Annotated in this window: 19 protein-coding genes; 7 read left to right on the plus strand and 12 right to left on the minus strand. The window is 69.7% G+C overall.

The annotated features are described in order from the left end of the window. The first annotated feature begins 246 nt into the window (after window positions 1–246). Window positions 247–1,185 (plus strand): YwqG family protein, encoded by a 939-nt coding sequence (locus A2790_RS00050; RefSeq protein WP_293386666.1) that lies wholly within the window; start codon window positions 247–249, stop codon window positions 1,183–1,185. Here A2790_RS00050 and A2790_RS00055 read toward each other — a convergent pair. After that, on the minus strand, window positions 1,182–4,616 hold the full coding sequence (locus A2790_RS00055) for an indolepyruvate ferredoxin oxidoreductase family protein (RefSeq protein ID WP_293386667.1): 3,435 nt from the start codon (window positions 4,614–4,616) through the stop codon (window positions 1,182–1,184). The genes A2790_RS00050 and A2790_RS00055 overlap by 4 nt on opposite strands. Window positions 4,617–4,758: 142 nt before the next feature. Here A2790_RS00055 and A2790_RS00060 point away from each other — a divergent pair, with 142 nt between their 5' ends. Next, a complete protein-coding gene (locus A2790_RS00060) occupies window positions 4,759–5,256 on the plus strand; it encodes an Lrp/AsnC family transcriptional regulator (RefSeq protein ID WP_068877413.1) in 498 nt (165 codons plus the stop codon). Between the two features lie 22 nt (window positions 5,257–5,278). Further along, window positions 5,279–6,169, plus strand: a complete 891-nt coding sequence (locus tag A2790_RS00065; RefSeq protein WP_293386668.1) for a pirin family protein — start codon at window positions 5,279–5,281, stop codon at window positions 6,167–6,169. Here A2790_RS00065 and A2790_RS00070 read toward each other — a convergent pair. Together A2790_RS00070 and A2790_RS00075 are read right to left on the minus strand one after the other, a co-directional pair. After that, window positions 6,123–6,953, minus strand: a complete 831-nt coding sequence (locus A2790_RS00070; RefSeq protein ID WP_293386669.1) for a PEPxxWA-CTERM sorting domain-containing protein — start codon at window positions 6,951–6,953, stop codon at window positions 6,123–6,125. The two genes, A2790_RS00065 and A2790_RS00070, sit on opposite strands and share 47 nt — an antisense overlap. Before the next feature lie 108 nt (window positions 6,954–7,061). Then, window positions 7,062–8,057 carry an AraC family transcriptional regulator gene (locus A2790_RS00075; RefSeq protein ID WP_293386670.1) on the minus strand — a complete coding sequence of 332 codons (996 nt, stop codon included), beginning with the start codon at window positions 8,055–8,057 and terminating at the stop codon, window positions 7,062–7,064. 156 nt (window positions 8,058–8,213) lie between these two features. On the opposite strand from A2790_RS00075, the gene A2790_RS00080 reads away from it, so the two are divergent. Further along, the gene (locus tag A2790_RS00080; protein ID WP_293386671.1) at window positions 8,214–9,584 is read left to right on the plus strand and encodes an L-serine ammonia-lyase; all 1,371 of its coding nucleotides are present in this window, start codon (window positions 8,214–8,216) and stop codon (window positions 9,582–9,584) included. Between the two features lie 59 nt (window positions 9,585–9,643). After that, window positions 9,644–10,921: a serine hydrolase domain-containing protein gene (locus tag A2790_RS00085; RefSeq protein WP_293386672.1), complete on the plus strand. Its 1,278-nt coding sequence runs from the start codon at window positions 9,644–9,646 to the stop codon at window positions 10,919–10,921. A 10-nt stretch (window positions 10,922–10,931) separates the two neighbouring features. Here the strand turns inward: A2790_RS00085 and pgsA are convergent, their stop codons facing one another. The 7 genes from pgsA to A2790_RS00120 form a co-directional block, all read right to left on the minus strand. Further along, window positions 10,932–11,552: a CDP-diacylglycerol--glycerol-3-phosphate 3-phosphatidyltransferase gene (pgsA, locus tag A2790_RS00090; protein ID WP_293386673.1), complete on the minus strand. Its 621-nt coding sequence runs from the start codon at window positions 11,550–11,552 to the stop codon at window positions 10,932–10,934. A 161-nt stretch (window positions 11,553–11,713) separates the two neighbouring features. Beyond that, window positions 11,714–11,881, minus strand: a complete 168-nt coding sequence (locus A2790_RS00095) for a hypothetical protein (RefSeq protein ID WP_293386674.1) — start codon at window positions 11,879–11,881, stop codon at window positions 11,714–11,716. A gap of 142 nt (window positions 11,882–12,023) precedes the next feature. Next, window positions 12,024–12,467: a GNAT family N-acetyltransferase gene (locus tag A2790_RS00100; protein WP_293386675.1), complete on the minus strand. Its 444-nt coding sequence runs from the start codon at window positions 12,465–12,467 to the stop codon at window positions 12,024–12,026. 158 nt (window positions 12,468–12,625) lie between these two features. Continuing rightward, entirely contained in the window at window positions 12,626–12,838 is a 213-nt protein-coding gene (locus tag A2790_RS00105) for a YcxB family protein (RefSeq protein WP_293386676.1), read from the minus strand. 84 nt (window positions 12,839–12,922) lie between these two features. Further along, window positions 12,923–13,138 (minus strand): hypothetical protein, encoded by a 216-nt coding sequence (locus A2790_RS00110; protein WP_293386677.1) that lies wholly within the window; start codon window positions 13,136–13,138, stop codon window positions 12,923–12,925. Between the two features lie 109 nt (window positions 13,139–13,247). Beyond that, window positions 13,248–13,982, minus strand: a complete 735-nt coding sequence (locus A2790_RS00115; protein WP_293386678.1) for a PEPxxWA-CTERM sorting domain-containing protein — start codon at window positions 13,980–13,982, stop codon at window positions 13,248–13,250. Window positions 13,983–14,084: 102 nt separating this feature from the next. Beyond that, complete coding sequence (locus A2790_RS00120) at window positions 14,085–14,750, minus strand: glutathione S-transferase family protein (RefSeq protein ID WP_293386679.1); 666 nt, start codon at window positions 14,748–14,750, stop codon at window positions 14,085–14,087. A gap of 92 nt (window positions 14,751–14,842) precedes the next feature. On the opposite strand from A2790_RS00120, the gene A2790_RS00125 reads away from it, so the two are divergent. Beyond that, window positions 14,843–15,739, plus strand: a complete 897-nt coding sequence (locus A2790_RS00125) for a LysR family transcriptional regulator (protein WP_293386680.1) — start codon at window positions 14,843–14,845, stop codon at window positions 15,737–15,739. Between the two features lie 6 nt (window positions 15,740–15,745). Here A2790_RS00125 and uvrC read toward each other — a convergent pair whose 3' ends face one another. Beyond that, window positions 15,746–17,626 carry an excinuclease ABC subunit UvrC gene (uvrC, locus tag A2790_RS00130; RefSeq protein ID WP_293386681.1) on the minus strand — a complete coding sequence of 627 codons (1,881 nt, stop codon included), beginning with the start codon at window positions 17,624–17,626 and terminating at the stop codon, window positions 15,746–15,748. 103 nt (window positions 17,627–17,729) lie between these two features. On the opposite strand from uvrC, the gene A2790_RS00135 reads away from it, so the two are divergent. After that, on the plus strand, window positions 17,730–19,238 hold the full coding sequence (locus A2790_RS00135) for an HWE histidine kinase domain-containing protein (RefSeq protein WP_293386682.1): 1,509 nt from the start codon (window positions 17,730–17,732) through the stop codon (window positions 19,236–19,238). Here the strand turns inward: A2790_RS00135 and A2790_RS00140 are convergent. Further along, the gene (locus A2790_RS00140) at window positions 19,228–21,018 is read right to left on the minus strand and encodes a long-chain-acyl-CoA synthetase (RefSeq protein WP_293386683.1); all 1,791 of its coding nucleotides are present in this window, start codon (window positions 21,016–21,018) and stop codon (window positions 19,228–19,230) included. The two genes, A2790_RS00135 and A2790_RS00140, sit on opposite strands and share 11 nt — an antisense overlap. Window positions 21,019–21,048: the final 30 nt, after the last annotated feature.

Raw genomic sequence — 21,048 nt, forward strand, 5'->3', positions numbered from 1 at the left:
CCCCTCCACCGACAGCCCGCCTGGCGCGGCTACGCCCCTCCACCGACAGCCCGCCTGGCGCGGCTACGCCAGGCGGGCGTCCCGGAAGACGTCGCCACTGTAGCAGCCAGCCAACAAACAAGGGGGCAGACCGGTGTGTCAGGGTCGAAGTCGCCGCGCCAAAGACCATATAGTTCCTTATTTGTTCTTGACGGCCGCGCCATCGGCGTGCGTCTTTGAAGCGCAACCATGAGTCAGTGGTAGGGCATGGATTTGCTGGATGTCGCCCGTCAGATCGCAATCGGCCTTGGCGCAGGTATACTCTATCTGGTCGCCATCGTCGCCGTCGTCGCGTTGGTCTCCCTGGCCCAACATTGGATGTACGTCCGCAAGCGACGCAGGGCAGGACCGCGGCTTTCGTCTGACGCGCCTCGTATTAAAGGCAGGATGACGCGGCTGGCTCAGCCAACCTTGCTGTTGACGCCGGCGACGAAGCCGGGGTTTTCGAAGCTTGGCGGAGATCCGGAACTTCCGCCTGATCTGGCCTGGCCCCATGAGGACGGGCGGCCTCGAACCTTTGTCGCTCAGGTCGACCTCGCCAGCGCCCAGGATTTCGATCCGCCGAAGTGGCTCCCGGCCGCAGGACACCTGTACGCCTTTGTCGATGAGACCCGCTACGGACTTGCCGATCTGGTCCGCATCATCAGCACCGACCTGCCGGCCGGACCGCCGGTCACCCCTCCCACGGCGGTGCGCAACCGCGAAGACAGACGTTTGGCTGCGTCGTTCCCGGAGCGGCGCGTGACCTTCGAGAGTCGCACCTCCGTCCCCAGCCTGGATTGGCTGGGCATCGACCTCACAGAGGCGGATCTCTCAGAGGACGAACTCGACGAACTGGCCGACGCGCCTTTGGACGACGAGATCCAGCATCGGATCGGGGGCTATCCGTCGGAGATCCAGGACGAGCAGATGGCGATTTCCTGCGAGTTGATGCGTCGTGGCTTGCCGCCTGAATACGAGGGCACGGAAATCACCCCTGCGATCGAGCGGGCCTCGAAGCAGTGGCGGATGTTGCTGCAGATCGACTCCGATCCGGCGCTCAAGATGAACTGGGGCGACGGCGGCCGGCTCTATGTCTTCATCCGCGAGAAGGACGCCCTGAAGGGCGACTTCTCACAGACCGTGACGATCTCGCAGAGCTACTAGGCTGCCGCCGGCGCTTTCACCCCGTCCCACTCCTTCCACAGCCGCTTCGCCTCGGCCTTCGCAGGTCCGACCGACGCGTCCTTCACATGGCCGAAGCCGCGGATCTGTTGGGGGACCTGGGCAAGCTTCACCGCAATGTGGTGCCGGTCGGCGTCGAGGCCGGCGACCAGGCGGTCGAGGTCGGCTTCGAAGTCGGCGATCAGGCCGCGCTCCATCCGCCGCTCCGCCGTGCGTCCGAAGACGTCCAGCGGTCCGCCGCGCAGGCCCTTCAGCTTGGCCAGCGTCGGGAACGCCAGGTCCAGCATCCAGGGCGAGAAGGCCATCTTCTTCGGCTTGCCGTCGGGCCCTTTGCGGGCCAGCAGCGGCGGCGCCAGCCAGACCTTGGCCTTGCCGCCCTTGAACGTCTGGGCCCGGTAGTCGGCGAAGCGTCCGTCCGAGTAGAGGCGCGCGACCTCGTACTCGTCCTTGTAGGCCATCAGCTTGTAGAGGCTGACCGCGACCGCTCGCGTCAGGTCGGTCGAGCCCAGGGACGCTTCGGCGGCGCGGACGCGCTCCACCTTCGCCAGGTAGCGGTCGGCGTAGGCCTTGTTCTGATAGGCCGTGAGCTCGCGGGCGCGGTGGGCGATCAGCTCGTCGAGCGGCATGGTCTCAGGGGTCGGGACGTCGTCCTCGCGCTTGCCCCGGGCGGTGGGGTCGAAGGCGGCCTTGCGGCCCAGTTCGAAGGCCTGGAGGTTGGCCTCCGCCTCGACGCCGTTCAGCCGGATGGCGCGGTAAAGCGCGCGGCTGGAGACGGGGATCACGCCCTTCTGCCAAGCGAAGCCCAGCATGATCATGTTGGCGTAGATGGCGTCGCCCAGGCCGGTCTCGGCCAGGTGGCTGGCCGGCGCGGCGTCGTAGCTCTTGGTCGCCGCGGCGATCCGCCGGCCCTGTTCGTCGGCGTCGAAGCGGACGTCCCGGTCCGTCACGAAGTCGGCGGTGGGGGCGAAGTCGGCGTTTCCGACCGCCACCGTCCGGTCCTTGGCGTAGAGCGCCAAGGCGTCCGGGCCGGCGGCCGACAGCAGGTCGCAGGCGATGAGCACATTGGCCGACGCGGCGGGCACCCGGCCGCCGATCGTCGTGGTCTCAGTCTCGCCGATCCGGACGTGGCTGAACACCGCCCCGCCCTTTTGCGCCAGGCCTGTCATGTCCACCACCGAGGCGGCGCGGCCGTCCACGTGCGCGGCCATGGCCAGGATCGAGGCGACGGTGGTCACGCCCGTGCCGCCGACCCCCGTGAAGACGATGTTCTGGACGCCCTTCAGCTCCGGGAACGCCGGCAGCGGGGTGGAGTCCGCCGTCAGCGCCGCCATCGTCTCGCGGTGGGCGTTCTCGGCGCCCTCCAGAGTGACGAACGACGGACAGAAGCCGTCCAGGCACGAATAGTCCTGGTTGCAGGTCGACTGGTTGATCCGCCGCTTGCGGCCAAACTCGGTGTTCAGCGGCTCCACCGACACGCAGTGGGACTTCGCCGAACAGTCGCCGCAGCCTTCGCAGACCAGCGGGTTGATCATCACCCGCATCGGCGCCGCGGCCATCTTGCCGCGCTTGCGCCGCCGGCGCTTCTCTGTGGCGCAGACCTGGTCGTAGATCAGGACGCTGACGCCAGGCGTGTCGCGCAGCTCGCGCTGCACCTTCATCAGCTCGATGCGGGGCCGCACCTCGACGCCGGGCGCCAGGTCGGTGACACCCTGGTAGCGCTCGGGCTCGGCCGCCACGACCACCACCTTCTTCACGCCCTCAGAGGCGAGCTGGCGGGTGATCTGGGGAACGGTGAATCCGCTTTCCGCCGCCTGGCCGCCGGTCATGGCGACGGCGTCGTTGAACAGCAGCTTGTAGGTCATGTTCGACCCGGCCGCGACGGCGGCCCGGATCGCCAGCGAACCGGAGTGATTGTAGGTGCCATCGCCCAGGTTGACGAAGACGTGCTTCTCGTCGGTGAAGGGCGAGGCGCCGACCCAGGAAAGACCCTCGCCGCCCATATGGCTGTTCAGGTCGGTCGAGGGATCGTTGAAGCTCGCCATGTAGTGGCAGCCGATACCGGCCAGGGCGCGGCTGCCCTCCGGCAGGCGGGTCGAGGTGTTGTGGGGGCAGCCCGAGCAGAAGAAGGGCTTGCGCTGCTGGTCGCTGGAGAGCGTCACCGCGGCCATCGAGGCGGCCGAGACGCGGTTCAGATAGTCGTACACCCGGTCCATGTGCCGGCCGGCCGGCAGGCGGTCGGCGATGGCCAGGGCGATTTCGGCCACCGACAGCGAGGTCAGCTCCGACAGCAGGGGCGCGCCCTTCTCATCGGTCTTGCCGATGATCACCGGCCGCGCATGAGCCGGCAGGTCGTAGAGCGCGGCCCGGGCCTGGACCTCGATCAGCGGCCGCTTGTGCTCGATGACCATCAGGGTCTCGAGCCCGGCCGCGAAGGCGCGGATGCCGGTCGGCTCCAACGGCCAGGGCATGCCGACCTTGTAGATGGCGACGCCCAGGGCCGCGGCCTCGGCCTGGGTGATCCCCATGGCGGAGAAGGCCTCGATCACGTCCTTGTAGGCCTGCCCCTGGCAGACGATGCCCAGGCGCGGCCGGGCCGCGCCCAGCATGATCCGGTCGATCCGGTTGGCGCGCGCGAAGGCCAGCGCCGCCGGGATCTTCTGGGTGCGCAGGCGCCGCTCCTTGTCGAGCGGCTGGTCCTTGAGCCGGATTCCCAGGCCGCCGGCGGGCAGGCGGAAGTTCTCGGGCGTCGTGAACTGGTGGCGCGAGAGGGAGACGTCGATGGTCGCCCCCGAATCCATGGTGTCGGCCAGGGCGATCATCCCGACCCACAGGCCGGAGAAGCGCGACAGGGCGATGCCCATCAGGCCGTAGTCCAGCACTTCCTGCACATCGGCCGGCGACAGCACCGGCATCTCGAAGTCCTGGAAGGCGTATTCCGACTGCGACGGCAGGGTGGAGGACTTGCAGGTGTGGTCGTCGCCGGCCACCGCCAGCACGCCGCCCTTGGGGTGCACGCCGGCGAAGTTGGCGTGCTTGAAGACGTCGCCCGTACGGTCGACGCCAGGCGCCTTCCCGTACCACATGCCGAACACGCCGTCGTAGCGGGCGCCCGGGAACAGGTTGGCCTGCTGGCTGCCCCAGACGGCGGTGGCGGCGAGATCCTCGTTGAGGCCTTCCTTGAACACCACCTCGGCGGATTTCAGATACTTGGCCGCACGCGCGGCCTGCTGGTCGAGGCCGCCCAGGGGCGAGCCGCGATATCCCGAAACGAACCCTGCCGTGTTGAGACCGGCCGCGCGGTCCAGCCGGTGCTGATCCATCAGGACACGGAGCAGCGTCTGGACGCCGGTGATGAACACTCGGCCATCCGTGAGCAGAAATTTGTCGTCGAGCGTCACTTCCTGGTGGCGCATCGCAATTTTTTTCCTTTCGGGCCTCCCCTAACGGATTGCAAGATCATATAAGAGCGCCGCAATTGCTTGCCAAAAGCATGCCCCTGGACGGTGGTTCCGGGGCAAGAAGAACATGCTCTTATGTCGATTAAAGGAGGAAAAGTTGTCCGAGGCCCTCGACGCGGTCGATGCCAAGATCCTGGATCTGATCCAGCACGACGCCGGATTGTCCGTCGCCGAGATCGCGGACCGTGTCGGACTGTCGTCCAGCCCGTGCTGGCGGCGGATCAAGCGGCTCGAGGACGCGGGCGTCATCCAGCGCCGGGTAACCATCCTCGACCGCGACAAACTCGGCCTCGGCTTCGAAGTCTATTGCACCGTCAAGCTGTCGCTCCCGACCAAGGACAACCTCGACGCCTTCGAGCAGGCCATCGGCAAGCTGGCGGAGGTGGTGCAGTGCGCCACCGTCACCGGCGCCGCCGACTATGAGTTGCGCATCGTGACCCGCGACATGCACGCCTTCGACGATTTCCTGCGCGACAAGATCCTCAGCCTAGGCCTGGTGTCGAATATCGAGAGCCGCATCGTCATCCGCTCGGTCAAGAACACCACCGCCGCGCCGCTCGGGCTGGTCAGCCCCTATGTGAGTGCGCAAAGCTAGGTCTCCACCCCGGAGACCTTCCATGATCGAACTCGTCATCGACCAGCGCCGCAAGGACCTCGGCGGCTTCGAGGTCGGCCGCGTGCTGCCGTTCGCCAAGCGGCGGATGGTGGGGCCGTTCGTCTTCTTCGATCACATGGGCCCGGTGGAGTTCCAGCCCGGCTTCGGCCGCAACGTCGACGTCCGCCCCCACCCGCACATCGGCCTGTCGACCGTGACCTATCTGTTCGACGGCCATATCACCCACCGCGACAGCGTGGGCGCGATCCAGGAGATCAACCCCGGCGAGGTCAACTGGATGACCGCCGGCCGCGGGATCACCCATTCCGAACGGTTCGAGACCTTGCGCGCCAACGGCGGCAAGATGCACGGCATCCAGGCCTGGGTCGCCCTGCCCACCGAGCTGGAGGAGGCCGACCCCAGCTTCGCCAACCACGGCCCGGCAGACCTGCCCACTTACGAAGGCGGCGGGATGTGGGCGCGCCTGATTGCCGGCAAGGCCTTCGGGGCCGAGTCCAAGGTCAAGACGCTGTCGCCGATGTTCTATGTCCACTGGCGGCTGGACGCCGGCGCCAAGGCCGAACTGCCCGCGGAGTATCCCGAGCGCGCGGCCTACGTGGCCGAGGGCGTGGTCGAGGTGGATGGCCGCGCGTTCCACGCCGGTCAGATGATGGTGTTCGCGCCGGGGCAGCCCGTGCTGTTCACCGCCACCACCGACGCCATCGTGATGCTGCTGGGCGGCGAGCCCGTGGGCCCGCGCTTCATCGAGTGGAACTTCGTCTCCTCGTCGAAGGAGCGCCTCGAGCAGGCCAAGGCCGACTGGCGCGCGGGCCGCATGAAGCTGCCCGACGCCGACGACCAGGAATTCATCCCCCTGCCGGAACCGCCCCCGCCCGCGAACCCCATGAGCTGACGCGGGCGCGCCGGCGCAGCGCCGCCCCCATCACGCCGAAGCCCCCGAGCAACAGGGCCCAGGTCGAGGGTTCCGGCACGCCGGCCGCCGCGATGTCGCCGTCGTGGACCAGCCAGACGTAGGACAGCGGCTCCCGCCCCTGCTGGGCCGCGCGCGGGTTCTGGTTGCCGTCCTCGAAGGTGAAGGCCCAGAAGGCGTTGTAGTCGCCGTCCGGGTATTCAGCGCGGACGTTGGTCCAGTAGAAGGCGAGCTCCAGGTTGGCGAACGGGCCTCGATCGGGGCCCGAGCCGTAGTTGGGCAACCCGTAGTTCGGATTGTACTCGCAAGGCTCTGCGCCCACGGCCTCGCAAGCCGCACGGCCGCCGAGGTTCGCGTAGTACATCCAGCCGAGTTCGGAATAGATGCCGCTGTCGTCCGGCGTGCCCCAGCCCGTGCCGGTGGCGCCCTGGCCGTTGGGAAGCTGGCCGCCCGAGCCGGGCAGGTTGGGGTGGAAGTCGCCGACGTCGGGACCCAGGGTCGGCAGGCGCCAGTCCTGGTGCAGGATGCCGGTGGCGCTGTTGAAGTAGAGATATCCGTCCGCGAGGAACTCGGCGCCGGCCTGGGTGACGAGACCGTCGGACGCGAAGCCCGAGGTCTTCCCGTAGTTGGCGTCGGCCATCCAGGTGATGTCCAGCACGCTGTCGTAGAAGAAGCCGCCGGGGCGCGCGAACAGCGCCGCCGAGGCCTGAGACGTCAGACAGGCCGAGGCGGCGATGGCCCCGGCAACCGCAAGCGACAAACGCATGACCAAACCCCACGCCTTGAGCAGACAACCCTGCGCGGGAGGCTAGCAGCGGGCGCGCAACGGGCGGTTGTGTGGGCGCGTCAAAGAGTTGTCGGCCAGCGTCAAACCTCAGGAGAGGTTGCGGAGCGCGGTCTTGTAGACGTCGGCCAGGCTGCCGGGCTCGGCCACGTGCGGCGCGACGCCCGCCACCTGGCGGCGGACCTCGGACGGCGCGTAGCCGAAGGTGTCCCGGAACACGCGGCTGAGGTGCGCCTTGTCGGGGAAGCCATAGGCATAGCCCAGGTCGGCGATGCTTCGGGTCTCCGTGGTGTCGGAGAGGCGGCCGTGCAGAGCGACCAGACGCCGTCGGCGGTCGTAGGCCAGCACGCCGCCGTCGCCCTTGAAAGCCCGGCCCAGCGAGGCGCGACTGAGGCCCAGCGTTTGGCAGAGCCGGTCCAGGTCGAGCTGGCCCATGGGCTGCCTCTCGATGTAGCGGCACACCCTCTGGCGCACCGGTTGGCGGCCGTCGGTGGGATCGGGCCGTCGCGGCATGCCGGCCAGGGCGGCGGCCAGGAGGTCGCGGACCACCCGAGCCATGGGCAAGGCGCTGCTCGCCGGCATCTCGGGAAGCTGCTTGGCGAGGGCCGCCACGAAGTCGACCAGGACCTTGACCGCGGGCGTCTGGGGCAGAGGCCCGTGAACGTCGACGGGCGGCAGCGCTTCGTCCAGGAACCAGCGGGCGATCTGGATCTGGATCGTGTGGTTGTCCGTCGCGTGCATGGTTTCCGGCCGGGTGAGGTCGGTCAGGCTGGCGCCGCCGGCCTCCACCAGCAGGTCGCCGCCCGGCCGGGGAAACCGCATGGTCCCCTCCAGCAAGACCACCAGGGAATAGTGGTCGGCGGGGGTGGCGCGGACCATGGTCTCGTCGCGCTCGAACGAGAAGGCGCCCAGCTGGTGGTCCGAGATCAGCAGCGGGTCCATCATCCAGAACCGGACCTTGGCCAGGAACGGGCCGCTGTCGACGGGCCGGGTGCAGCGCGAGTTGGCCACGTGGGCGGCGAAGGCCGCGAACTGCTCGTCGTCCGGCAGGTCGCTGGCGTCGAAGGCGAAGGTCGGCAGGAGCACGTGGCGACGCCCATCACCAGGTTTCGGAACGCGAGGCTGCACGCCCCGCGCGCATCTCGCCCGAAACCGCGGGCGCGATCAACGGCGCAGGTTGCAGGCGCCGTGACGTCAAGGCCGGCCTTGAACCCCGCGGCGGACCCGTCCACACACGGCGGCATGAACGTCAGCGTCTTCGACCTCTTCAAGCTGGGCGTGGGGCCGTCGAGCTCGCACACCATGGGCCCGATGACGGCGGCGGGCCGGTTCCTGGAGCGGCTGGGGCCAGACCTTTCGCGCACCGCCCGGGTGCAGGCGACCCTCTACGCTTCGCTGGCGCTGACCGGCCGGGGACACGCCACCGACCGGGCCGTGATCCTGGGCCTGGCCGGATTCGAGCCGCGCACCCTGGACCCCGACGCCGCCGACGTCGTGGTCGAGACAGTGCGGGCCGCGGCGCGGATCAAGCTGGGCGGCGTCCACGAGATCGGCTTCGACGAGGCGCGGGACCTGCTCTGGGAAGGCCGCACGCGGCTGCCGCCGCATCCGAACGCCATGCGGTTCGAGGCGTTCGACGCCGCCGGCTCCTCGTTGACGGCGCGGACCTACTTCTCCATCGGCGGCGGGTTCGTGCGGGACGAGGACGAGATCGGGCAGAACACCGCGCCCGAGCGGGCCCTGCCGGCGCCGTTCCCGTTCGACTCCGGCGCCGAGCTGCTGGCGCAGGCCGAAGCGGCGGGGCTCAGCATCGCGGCCCTGATGACCGCCAACGAGCTGGTGATCCGCTCCGAGGCCGAGATCGTGGCCGGCCTCGATGAGATCACGGCGGCCATGTACGCCTGCATCGAGCGGGGGATGCGAACGGACGGGGTGCTGCCGGGGTCGTTGCAGGTGACGCGGCGGGCGCACGCCATCTGGCGCAACCTGGTCGAGAACGCCGACCGGCAGATCGCCGACCCACTGTCGGCCCTGGACTGGGTCAACCTCTGGGCCCTGGCGGTGAACGAGGAGAACGCCGCGGGCGGGCGCGTCGTGACGGCGCCGACCAACGGCGCGGCCGGACTGCTCCCGGCGGTGCTGCGCTACTACGACCGGTTCCACCAGGGAACGGCGGCAGGGCGGCACACCTTCCTGCTGACGGCCGGCGCCATCGGGGCGCTCTACAAGACCAACGCCTCGATCTCCGGCGCGGAGGTGGGATGCCAGGGCGAGGTGGGCGTGGCCTGCTCGATGGCGGCGGCGGGGCTGGCGGCGGCGCTGGGGGCGTCCAACGCCCAGATCGAGAATGCCGCCGAGATCGCCATGGAACACAATCTGGGCCTGACGTGCGACCCGATCGGCGGGCTGGTGCAGATCCCCTGCATCGAGCGGAACGCCATGGGCGCGGTGAAGGCCATCGACGCGGCGCGGCTGGCCATGCTGGGTGACGGCCAGCATTCGGTGAGCCTGGACAAGGTCATCGCCACCATGAAGCGAACCGGCGAAGACATGAGCGCCATCTACAAAGAGACCTCCCTGGGCGGCCTGGCCGTCAATCTGGCGGAGTGCTGAGCGGGATTGTCGGAAGGGCTGGGCCTCGTTCGTCCTTGTGAGAAACCAAGGGAGCCGACATGTCCGAATTCGCCTGGATCAGCCGCCGTCACGCCCTGGCGGGCGGCGGCGCCCTCGCCGGACTGGCGGCCTGTGACCGCAAGTTGCCGGAGGCGCGCAGGATGGGACTGGACGAGACGGGCATGGCCAGGCTGGAGGCCGACCTGAAGGGCCACGTGGCCAAGGGCCAGCCGCCGGGTCTGGTGGCCTACGTCGTACGCGGCGACCAGGTCCGGATCATCCCGGCCGGCGCCATGACCCTCGGCGGGACGGCGCCGGTGCGGGCCGACACGATCTTCCGCCTGGCCTCCATGACCAAGCCGATCACGGCGGTGGCGGCCATGATGCTGGTGGAGGCCGGAAAGCTCAGGCTGGACGAGCCGATCGACCGGCTGGCCCCCGAGCTCGCTAACCGCCGGGTGCTGAAGCGGCCGGACGGCCCGCTGGACGACACGGCCCCGGCGAAGCGGCCGATCACCCTGGAGGACGTGCTGTCCTTCCGGCTGGGCTGGGGCATTGACTTCAACCCCGAGGCGCCGTTCGTGAAGGCCAGCGCCGAGCTGCCCGGCTTCGGGATGCCGAATCCCGCAGCGCCCTACACCCCGGACGCCTGGATGAAGGCCATGGGGGCGCTGCCCCTGCAGGCCCAGCCGGGCGAGCGGTGGCTCTACACGGCCGGGTCCAACGTGCTGGGCGTGCTGGTGGCGCGGGCCGCCGGCCAGCCGCTGGAGACCTTCTTCCAAGAACGGATCCTAGGGCCGCTCGGCATGGTCGACACCGGCTTCCACGTGCCGGCCGACAAGATGGACCGGCTCATCACCGGCTACATGAACCAGGACGGCAAGCTGGTCCCGTTCGAGCCGTACAACGGCATGTACGCCAAGCCCCCGGCTTTCCCCGCCGGCGACAGCGGGCTGGTGGGCACGGCGGCCGACTACGGCGCCTTCGCCCGGTTCATGTTCACGGGCCTGGCCCCCGACGGGCGACGACTGCTCTCGGCCGAGTCGCTGAAAGCCATGACCACCAACCGCCTGACCCCCGCCCAGATGAAGGACGGCGAGATGATCCTGGGGCCCGGCCGCGGCTGGGGCCTGGGCCTGGGCGTGCAGGTGGCGACGAGCCCGAGCGGCGTGCAGCCCGGCGCCTATGGCTGGGACGGCGGCTTCGGCACCTCGTGGTTCAACGACCCGGGCAAGGGGCTGACCGGCATCCTCCTGACGCAGCGGGTGTTCGACAGCCCCGAGCCGCCGCCGGTCCACGGGGATTTCCAGCGGGATGCGTATGGGGCGGCGGCTTAAGCCGCCCCTTTCATCCCGCCAACGCCTTGCGGGTCTGGGTCCAGTACTGGGCGCCGGTGATGAGGGTCACGACGGTGGCGATCCAGAAGAGGCTGTGGGCGGCGACCTCGAAGCTAGGACGGAAGGCGCCCTCCTGCGGCAGGCCGAAGGCGCCCCAGGCGGCCAGGACAAGCTCCATGGCCAGGGCCGTGAGCTGGAGCGTGGTCTTCCACTTGGCGAGCAGGGTGACCGGCAGCTTCACCCCCTTGCCGGCGCCCACTTCGCGCAGGGCGCTGACGGTGAACTCGCGGAACAAGATGAGGCCGGCGGGCAGCACCACCATCGGCTGGGGGCCGAGCGACAGCAGGCCAAGGATGGCGCCGCAGACCAGCACCTTGTCGCCGATGGGATCGAGGATGGCGCCCCAGACGGTCTCGGCGTCCAGCTTGCGGGCCAGCCAGCCGTCGAAGAAGTCGGTCACCGCCGCCAGGACGAAGGCATAGACGGCCCACCGCTGCAGAGCGAACTGGGCGTCCGGCTCCAGGCGGTTGGAGAAATAGGGCACGGCGCCGGCCGCGGCCGCGAAGGCCACGAACATGAACAGCGCCATGACCAGGCGCGATCCGGTGAGGATGTTCGGCAGGGACTTCATGCGGGAACGAGCGTCCAAGGCTTAAGCTTCGTTCCAACCTTAGCTGCTTCGCGTGCGGCCGGGCATGGAGATTCGGCGCAGTTCGCCTGAGGCGCGACGAAGGCGCAGGCGGGTGTTGCGAACCGCAGAAAACGCAGAAGGGCGACCGAGGCCGAGCTGCGTCAGGCCAGGAGCGGCAGGACCACCACGGCGACCAGGGCCGCGAGGTTCCAGAACACGATCCGCACCGCCGCCCGCCGCCGGTTGGGCGAGGGTCGGGCGGCCGGCAGGTCGGTGATCGACACCACCCGATAGGCGCCTTCGATGATGTCTGGGGTCGTCGCGGTCATCGCCTGTCCTCCTGGCCGGTGTGATACGCCCCAAGGACGCGCCAGACGGTGGATATGCGACATGCCGCCCGCGCGAAATCAGCGTGTTTGCGGTGCAGGTGTGCGGATTTGCATAGCTGGCGGTGGGGAGCCTGATGAGGCCCTACGGCCGCCAAACCATGTCGACGCGGTGCGTACCCGGGCCCCAGCCGTCTTCGGTGCGGATGTGTTCTTCGGCGCCGAAGCGGGCGAAGAACGGCGCCGAGCGGTGACTTGCGGCGATCGCGACCCGGACAATGCCCCGGGCCGCCGCCTGGGCGGCCGCTTCGGTCATGATCGCACGGCCCAGGCCGGCGCCTTGGGCGCTGGGCGACAGCAGGATCCAGTTCAGGTGGGCTTCGTCGGGCGTTGAGCCGGGCATGAGGCCGAAGGCCCCGACGACCTGTCCATCGCGGCGGCACAGGCGATAGGCCGGGCCAACGGCGTCGAGGAACCGGGCGTAGTCAGCGCGCTCGTTGGGCGCGAAAAACTCCGGACAGTTCTCATCGAACACCGCGAGGCAGGCCTCGCGCTGCTCGGAAGTGTAGGGGGTGAAGTCGGCAGCCATCGGTCCCGATTAGCCTGCGCCTAGCGTGAGCGCCAGCGTCCCAGCGGGAGCCGGTGCGCTGCCCGCGGCGCATCCGCGAGGTAGGAAGCACCGAGGCAGACGCCGCCCCCTGCCTGCCGAAAACGCGCGTAGGTCTCCCGACCGACGGCTGGTCACGCCTAAGCGCCGCGAGACGCGGTCCCCAGGCGAGCCCTCAAGTCCGCCATGTCCGCCCCGTCCAGCGCTGCAACCGGGATGGCGATGGCGGCGCCGTCGGCGAGCCAGAGGAGGAGGCGGGCGCCGTCGTCGCGCCAGGCCCGGATGGCGGACCAGGGGTGCGACTGGGAGGCCTGGGAGTCGCTGAAGGTCACGACCTCGTCGGACCAGGCCACGGCGATCTCGCCGCCCGCGTTGGGCGACTGGCGGTAGAGGCGCCGGGCGTGGCGGGACCATCCCCAGCGCCGCTTATAGGCCCCCTAGAGCGCGGCGACCGCGAACATGAGGGACAGCTCGATCGTCAACTCGCCGGGCCGCTCCCCCGACGCCAGCCGGAAGCCGGCGTAGGCGAGCAGGATCGCGGCGCCGGCGAGGCCGACCTGAACCATCCGCACCGTCCAGCGCTGGGCGCGAAAGGCGAAGGTCTGGGCGGCGACGAAGTCGGCCTCCGAGGTCCGGAAGGTCGCGTGGAGCATGCTGGGGCTCGGCGGATGCTGCAACCCCGAGTTTCGACCGGGGGTGGTGAAGGGGCCGCTAAGGTTCGGGCGTCCCCTCCGACCGCGCGCAGCCCCCCGCCCTGCCCCGTCAGCCCGCGGACGCCCAGCGCCGCCGCTGGCGGAGGGCCGCGCCCGCGCCGGCCATGCCGAGGATCATCAGGGCCCAGGTGGCCGGCTCCGGCACGGCGGTGGTGGGGAGCGCCAGCTGGCCGAAGCGGACGTTGTCGAGGCCGATGTTGTCGCTGTTGTTCGCCAGGCCCGCGAGGTCGATGCGCAGGGTGAGAGCCTGGCCCGCGAGGCCCGAGCCGAAATCGAAGCTGGTGTGGCGGGGGCCGGTCGTGTCGCCCTGGACCAGGACGTTCGCCTCGGAGAACAGGCTGTCGGCGCCGCTCGTCACCCGCACGCCGCCAGGCAGGAGGTAGTCCTTCGACGGCCAGCCGGCGAGGTCGAAGCCGAACAGCACCACCTGGAACCCGGCGTCGGCCGTGAAGGTCAGGTCGATGTAGGTGGCCCCGTCGGTCTCGTTCTCCAGCACGTTGGTCAGGTCGCCGTAGGCGTTGGGCCAGCGGATCAGCGAGGTCTGGGGGCTGCCCGCGTAGTCCACCACCACGTTGCCGGTGAAACCTTCGGCGCCGACGCCATAGCTCGCGCCGCCCTGGACGGCGGCGGTGACGCGGTCGCCGTAGGCCTGGGGCATGGCGACGCTGACATTGGGCTTGCTGTTGTCGACGTCGAAGGTGAGCACCGTGGCCTGGGCGGCGCCGGCGGCCAGACCCGCGGCGAGCGCGGCGGTGGCGGCGAGGGTTCGAAGGGTTCCGGACATGGAGAAGATGCCTCTGGGTTGCGATGGAAGGCGGGCGCAGAGCCTCGCCGCGCGGGCCCGGGGGACCGGCGGGGGAGCGGGCGCGGTGAAGGATGGGTCGGCTCAGCCGGCCTCGCGGAGCTCCCGGCGGGAGGCGGCGAAGCCGTAGAAGGCGGCGTGGACCTCGTCCCAGGCGGGCCGGGCGCGCATCCGGTCCATCCACCCGGCCACCTTGGGCCAGGGCGTCAGGTCGAAGGCGACGGCCTGCGACAGGCCGACGTAGACCGCGCCCAGGTAGTCGGCGATGGAGAGCTCGGCGCCGCAGACGTACGGGCTATCGCCCAGCATGTGGCGGTCGAGGACGGAGAGCCAGTGCTGCGCCCGCTCCAGGCCGCGGCGGGAGACCTCGGCCTGCATGGCGGGCGGCAGAGCGGCCTCGGGCAGCAGGCGCGGATAGACGTAGTCGCCGTTCAGGTCCTTGGAGAGGCCGGTGTTGAACCAGTCCATGGCGGCGTTGACCCGGGCGCGGGCGCGCAACTCGGCCGGGTAGGTCTTCGAGCCGGCGAGGTCGGCCAGATACTTGAGGATGGCCGAGCCCTCGGTCAGGACGAAGCCGTCGTGGTCCAGCACCGGCACGGCGCAGTTGGGGTTGAGCGCGGCGAAGGCCTCGCTGCGGGTCTCGCCGGCCAGGATCTCCACCCGCACGAGCTCTGCCGGCAGGTCGTGTTCGGCGAGGAACAGCATGACCGGCCGCGAGGTGGTCGAGATGGGGTCGTAGTAGAGTTTCACGTCGCAAGTCCTTCGTCGCGGCGTCCAATAGTTGCGGGACCGTTAGCGCTCAATCGACAAGCTTGAGCCTAGGCTCTACAGAAATGTTGAGCATGGCCGAGTTCGACTGGAACGATGTGCGCTTCGTGCTGGCCGCGGTCCGCAGCGGCAGCGCCCTGGCGGCGGCGCGGGCGCTGAAGGTGAGCCAGCCGACCGTCGGCCGCCGCATCGCGGCGCTGGAAGAGGCGCTGGGCGCGTGCCTGTTCGAGCGCAGCGCGGCAGGCCTGCACCTCACCGACCAGGGCCGGGCGCTGATGGCGCAGTTCGAGGCGGTGGAGGCCGCCGCCCGCGACCTGCAGTCCGCGGCGCGGGCCGAGGCGCGGCGGGTCTCGGGCACGCTCAGGGTGACCACCAACGAAATCATCGCAAACTACGGTCTGGCCCCGGCCCTGCGGGAGTTTAGCGCCCAGTACCCGCACGTGCGGGTCGAAGTCATCGTGACCGACGCCATGCTGGACCTGGCGCGCGGCGAGGCGGACGTGGCCATCCGCGGCGGCGGGCGGCCGGCGGAGGCCGGCGTGGTGGCGCGGCGGTTGATGTCATCGGCCGTCGGGATATTCGGCGCGGAGGCTTATTTCGCGGCGCACGGGCGACCGCGCTGCATGGAGGACCTAAACGACCACGTCTTCGTCTGCGGCGAGGGGCCGTATGCGCTGGTCGAGCCCATCATCCGGCAGTTCGCCCCCCGGGCGCGGTTCGAATACCGGTCGTCGACAGTGTCGAACATGGTGGCGAATGCGCGCCACGGACTGGGGCTGGTGCTGCTGCCGGCGGCGTTCTTCACCCCCGACCGGGAGCGGGACCTGTCGCTGTGCCTGGAGGCGCCTGGCATGGAGGTGGAGACCTGGCTCGCCACGCACGAGCGTATCCGCCACGAGCCGCGCATCCGCGCCTTCCTGGACTTCGTGGCCGCGTTCGAGGGCGCGCGCCGCCGGGTTGGGCAGGCCTAGAGCCCCCTACTCCTTCCGAAAATACCCGTAGATCCGCTCGGCCAGCTGCTGGCTGACGCCTTCCACCTTGGCGAGGTCGTCGACGCTGGCGCGGCTGACGCCGCGGGCCGAGCCGAAGGCGTGGAGGAGGGCGCGCTTGCGGCCGGGACCGACCCCGTCGATCTCGTCGAGGGGATTGCGCTTCATGTCGATGGCCCGGCGGGTGCGGTGGCTGCCGATGGCGAAGCGGTGAGCTTCGTCGCGGAGGCGCTGGAGGTAGTAGAGTACCGGCGACTTGTGGTCGAACCGGAAGGGCTCCTTGCCGGGGACGAAGAAGCGTTCCATGCCGGCGTCGCGGTCCAGGCCCTTGGCGACGCCGACCACCGGGATGTCGTCGACGCCGAGGTCGGCCATGATCTCCAGCGCCGCGGCGAGCTGGCCGGCGCCGCCGTCGAGCAGGACGAGGTCGGGGCGGACGGCGCCCTCCCCCTCCTCCTCTTCCTTGACCAGGCGCGAGAAGCGGCGGCGCAGCACCTCCTTCATCATGCCGAAGTCGTCGCCGGGGGTGATGTCCGTGCTCTTGATGTTGAACTTGCGGTACTGGCTCTTCTGGAAGCCGTCGGGACCGGCCACGATCATGCCGCCGACGGCGTTCGTGCCCATGATGTGGCTGTTGTCGTAGACCTCGATCCGCTCGGGCATGGCCTCCAGCCCGAAGGCTTCGCAGACCCCGGCCAGCAGCTTGGACTGGGCCGAGCTCTCGGCCATCTTGCGGCCCAGGGCCTCGCGGGCGTTGGTGAAGGCGTGCTCGACGAGCTGTCTCTTCTCGCCGCGCTGGGGGCGCTGCATCTCGACCTTGCGGCCCGACTTCTGGGCGAAGGCCTCGCAGAGGAGGTCGCGCTCGGCCGGCTCGACATTGACCAGGATCGCCCTGGGGATCGGCTTGTCGTCGTAGAACTGGCCCAGGAAGGCGCCCATGATGTCGGCGTCCTCGTCGGACTTGTCGACCCGGGGGAAATAGGCGCGGTTGCCCCAGTTCTGGCCGGCGCGGAAGAAGAAGACCTGGACGCAGGCCTGGCCGCCCTCGGCGTGGAGGGCGAAGACGTCGCCCTCCTCCAGGGTCTCGGGGTTGATCTGCTGTTCCTGGGCGACGGAGGCCAGGGCGCGGATGCGGTCGCGCAGGCGGGCGGCGCGCTCGAACTCCATCTCCTCGGCGGCGGCGGTCATCTCCTGCGCCATCCGCGCCATAACCGCCCGGCTCTTGCCGCGCAGGAAGGCCTCGGCCTCGGCGACCAGGCCGGCATAGTCCTCGAGGCTGACTAGCCCCGTGCAGGGGGCGGCGCAGCGCTTGATCTGGTGCAGCATGCACGGGCGCGTGCGGGTCTCGTACACGCTGTCGGAGCAGGAGCGCAGGAGGAAGGCCTTCTGCAGGGTGTTGAGCGTCTTGTTGACCGCGTTGGCGCTGGCGAAGGGGCCGAAGTAGTCGCCCTTGATGGTGTGGGCGCCGCGGTGCTTGCGCAGCTGGGCGGCCGGGTGCTCGCGGCGGATGACGATCTCGGGGAAGGACTTGTCGTCGCGCAGCAGGACGTTGAAGCGGGGCTTGAGCTGCTTGATCAGGTTGATCTCGAGCAGCAGGGCGTCGGTCTCGGTCCGGGTGGTGACGAACTCCATCGACCGAGTGGCGTCGACCATGTGGGCGATGCGCTGGGTGTGGAAGCGGCCCTGGGCGTACTGGATCACGCGCTTCTTCAGGCTGCGCGCTTTGCCCACATAGAGAACCTCGCCGTCTTCGCCGATCATGCGATAGACGCCGGGCTTGTCGGGCAGCCGCCGGACCTCGTCCTTGATGAGGGCCGCGCCTTTCAGGGGCGGGGGCTCATTTATGAGTGACGGCGGGCCTTCGAGCATGGCGTCAATATAGGCGAGTCCGGACGGTCCGGCAGGGGCGGTGCGCGCGCGTGGAACAGGCTTGGCCTTGGCGCGTTGTGCGCCGAAGGGGGAAACGGACGGCATGGACGCCAGCATCGAGAATCTGCCGGCGCCCCGGATAGCCGAGTTACAGCCGGACTTCGCCGCGCTGTTCCGCGTGCTGCCCAGCCCCTACATGATCATTGATCGCGACTTCCGGTATGTGGAGGTCAACGCGGCCTATTGCGCGGTGCTGGAGCGCCGTCGCGAGGATCTGATCGGGCGCAACCTGTTCGAGGCGTTTCCGGACGCGGGTGAGAGCGGGCGGCGGCTGCGGGCCTCGTTCCAGCGGGTGCTGGACACCGGGCGGCCGGACTCCCTGCCCCTGATCCCCTACGCCATCGAGCGGCCCGCCAGCCGCGGCGGCGGGTTCGAGATGCGCTACTGGTCGGCGGCGCACGTGCCGCTGCCGGGGCCTGACGGCCAGGTGGCGTTCGTCGTCCAGAACACCGTGGACGTCACCGAGCTGCAGCAGCTTAAGGCCATGGCGTTCGGCCCGGGCGGGCCGCCGCCGCCCGCGCCGGGCGAGTCGGACCTGCTGCAGCGGGCGCGCGAGGTCGAGGCGGCGAACCTCAGCCTGATGCGCGAGACCCAGGACCTGCGCGACCTGTTCATGCAGGCGCCGGGGTTCATGGCGGTGCTGGCGGGGCAAGAGCTGCGCTTCGCCCTGGTGAACAACGCTTACCAGCAGCTGATCGGCCACCGGCAGGTGATCGGGCGGACCATCGATGAGGCCCTGCCGGAGGTGCGCGAGCAGGGGTTCGTGGAACTGCTGCACGGCGTGATGGACCGGCGCGAGCCCTATATAGGCAAGGCGCTGAGCGTGAAGCTGCGGCGCACGGAGGACGCACCGCTGGAGGAGCGGTTCGTCGACTTCATCTACCAGCCGCTGCTGCTGCCCGACGGGACGGTCTCGGGGGTGTTCGTCGAGGGTAGCGACGTGACCGACCGGGTGCTGGCCGAGCGGCAGCAGAAGCTGCTGGTCGACGAGCTGAACCACCGGGTGAAGAACAGCCTCGCCACCGTGCAGGCGATCGCCAGCCAGACCCTGCGCTCGACGCCGGAGCCGCGGGCGTTCCGCGATGCGTTCGAGGCGCGGCTCATCGCCCTGTCGGCCACCCACGATCTCTTGACGGCCACGAGCTGGCGAGGGGCGGAGCTGCGGGACGTGCTTTTGGTGGAACTTCGGCCCTATGCGCCGAACCGCTACGTGCTGGAGGGCGGGGACGTGGACCTGGCGCCCAGCGAGGCGCTGGCCCTGGGCCTGGTGGTGCACGAGCTGGCCACCAATGCGGCCAAGTACGGGGCGCTGTCGGAGGGCGAGGGCTGCGTCGAGGCGCGCTGGAGCGTCGAGGACGGACGGCTCAGCCTGGTCTGGCGGGAGCGCGGCGGGCCGCCCGTGGCGCCGCCCACGCGGGTCGGCTTCGGCTCGCGTCTGATCGAGCGCAGCCTGGCGGGCAACCTGGGCGGGTCGGCGCGGCTGGACTTCGCGCCCGGGGGCCTGATCTGCCACATCGAGCTGCCGCTGGCAGGGGCCGCGGCTAGATCCTGATCGCCCCGGCGGCCAACCGGTCCCAGACGGACTTGGTCAGCTTCACATAGCCCTTCTTGGGGTCGTGGAAGAACAGCGGGCCCTTGATCTTGGCCGGATCATAGCCGTCGGCGACCAGGTCGACTTTGCGGATCTTGAAGGTGCCGGTGGTGTCCAGCGCGGGCAAGATGCGGACGAACAGCGGTTGGGCGTAGATCGGCAGCTCGCGGGTCACGTGCTCCCCGAACGCCTTGGCGTCGAAGGCCCCGTCAACCACCAGGGCCGCCATCCCGGCCCGTCCGTCGGCGCCGTCCACCGCCACGCCGTAGACATTGGCCTGGGCGATGCCCGGGAACGCCTGGAGCCGCTCGGCCACCTCGTTGGTGGACACGTTCTCGCCCTTCCAGCGGAAGGTGTCGCCGATGCGGTCGACGAAGTAGAAGTAGCCGTCGGCGTCCATCTTCATCAGGTCGCCGGTGGCGAACCAGGCGTCGCCCCGGGCGAAGACGTTCTGCAGCACCTTCTTCTCGGAGGCGGCCTTGTCCAGGTAGCCGGAGAACTCGCTGCGCGCGTCGGCGCCGCCGATTAGGCCGACGCACTGGCCCACCTGGCCGGGGCCGCATTCGATGCACAGGCCGTCTGGCCCGCGGATCACCTGCTCGGCCTCCACATCGTACTGTACGAGGCGGACGTTGAAGCGCTTGCGAAGCCACTTGGGGATCCGGCCGATGGCGCCCTCGCGGCCGTCGAAGTTGAACATCGACACATTGCCCTCGGTGGAGCCGTAGAACTCCAGGATCTCGGGAATACGGAAGCGCTGCTTAAGGGTCGGCCAGACGTCCGGGCGCAGGCCGTTGCCGAACGCCATGCGGATCTTGTGCCGGGTCTCATCGTCTACCGGCTCGTGGTTGACCAGGTAGCGGCAGAGCTCGCCGATGTAGACGAACATGGTGCAGCGCTCTTCGGCGATCTCGCTCCAGAAGTGGCTGGCCGAGAACTTGCGCCGCAGGACGACCGAGCCGCCGTTGAGCAGGGCCGCGCCCAGGGCGCAGAGTCCGCCGGTGGCGTGATAGAGCGGCAGAGCGACGTAGACGCGGTCCTTGTCGGTGGCGCCCGTCGAGCCCGCGAAGCCACGCATGTAGAGCTGGGCCCGCATGTGGGTGATCCGCGCCGCCTTGGGCAGGCCCGTGGTGCCCGAGGTGTAGAGCAGGAGCGCGGTGTCGCTGGCGGTCATGCCCTCGCGCACGGCGCGGTCGGGCGCCAGCTGGCTGCAGCTCTTCAGCGCCTGGACCAGGTCGCGCTGGTCGCCGTGCGCGGGCCCCAGCACCCATTGTTGCATGGGCCGCTCGACCAGGGGCTTGGCCTGTTCGAAGACCGGCGAGGTCTCGCCGTCGACGATGATGTGGCCCGCGCCCGAGATGCTGAGGCAGTGCGCCAGCGGCAGGCCGGAGAGCTGGTTGTTGATCAGGGCGGTGACCACGCCGACCTTCGACAGGCCGTACCAGATGGCGAAGTACTCCAGCCGATTGGGCATGAAGAGGGCCACCGTCTGGCCGCGGCGCAGGTTCAGGCCCTTGGCCCAGTGCGCGTAGCGGTTGGCGATGCCGTCCAGCTCGCCGTAGGTGACCGTGCGACCCTCGAAGGTCATGGCCGGCCGATCGCGCCACTGGGCCACGGCGGACTCCAGGTCGTCGCAGATCAGGTTGTCCGAATCCCGGGCGATGGTCTTGACCCGCTTCAGGGTCCTGCTGAGTCCTTTCCAGAACCGCCAGTCGCGCTTGAGCCTGGCATTGAGCCGCATCCGCACCTCCAGTCCCCCGGACCTTGGCGA

Origin of the sequence: Phenylobacterium sp. RIFCSPHIGHO2_01_FULL_69_31, from assembly GCF_001824475.1 — a bacterium.
GTDB lineage: Bacteria > Pseudomonadota > Alphaproteobacteria > Caulobacterales > Caulobacteraceae > Phenylobacterium.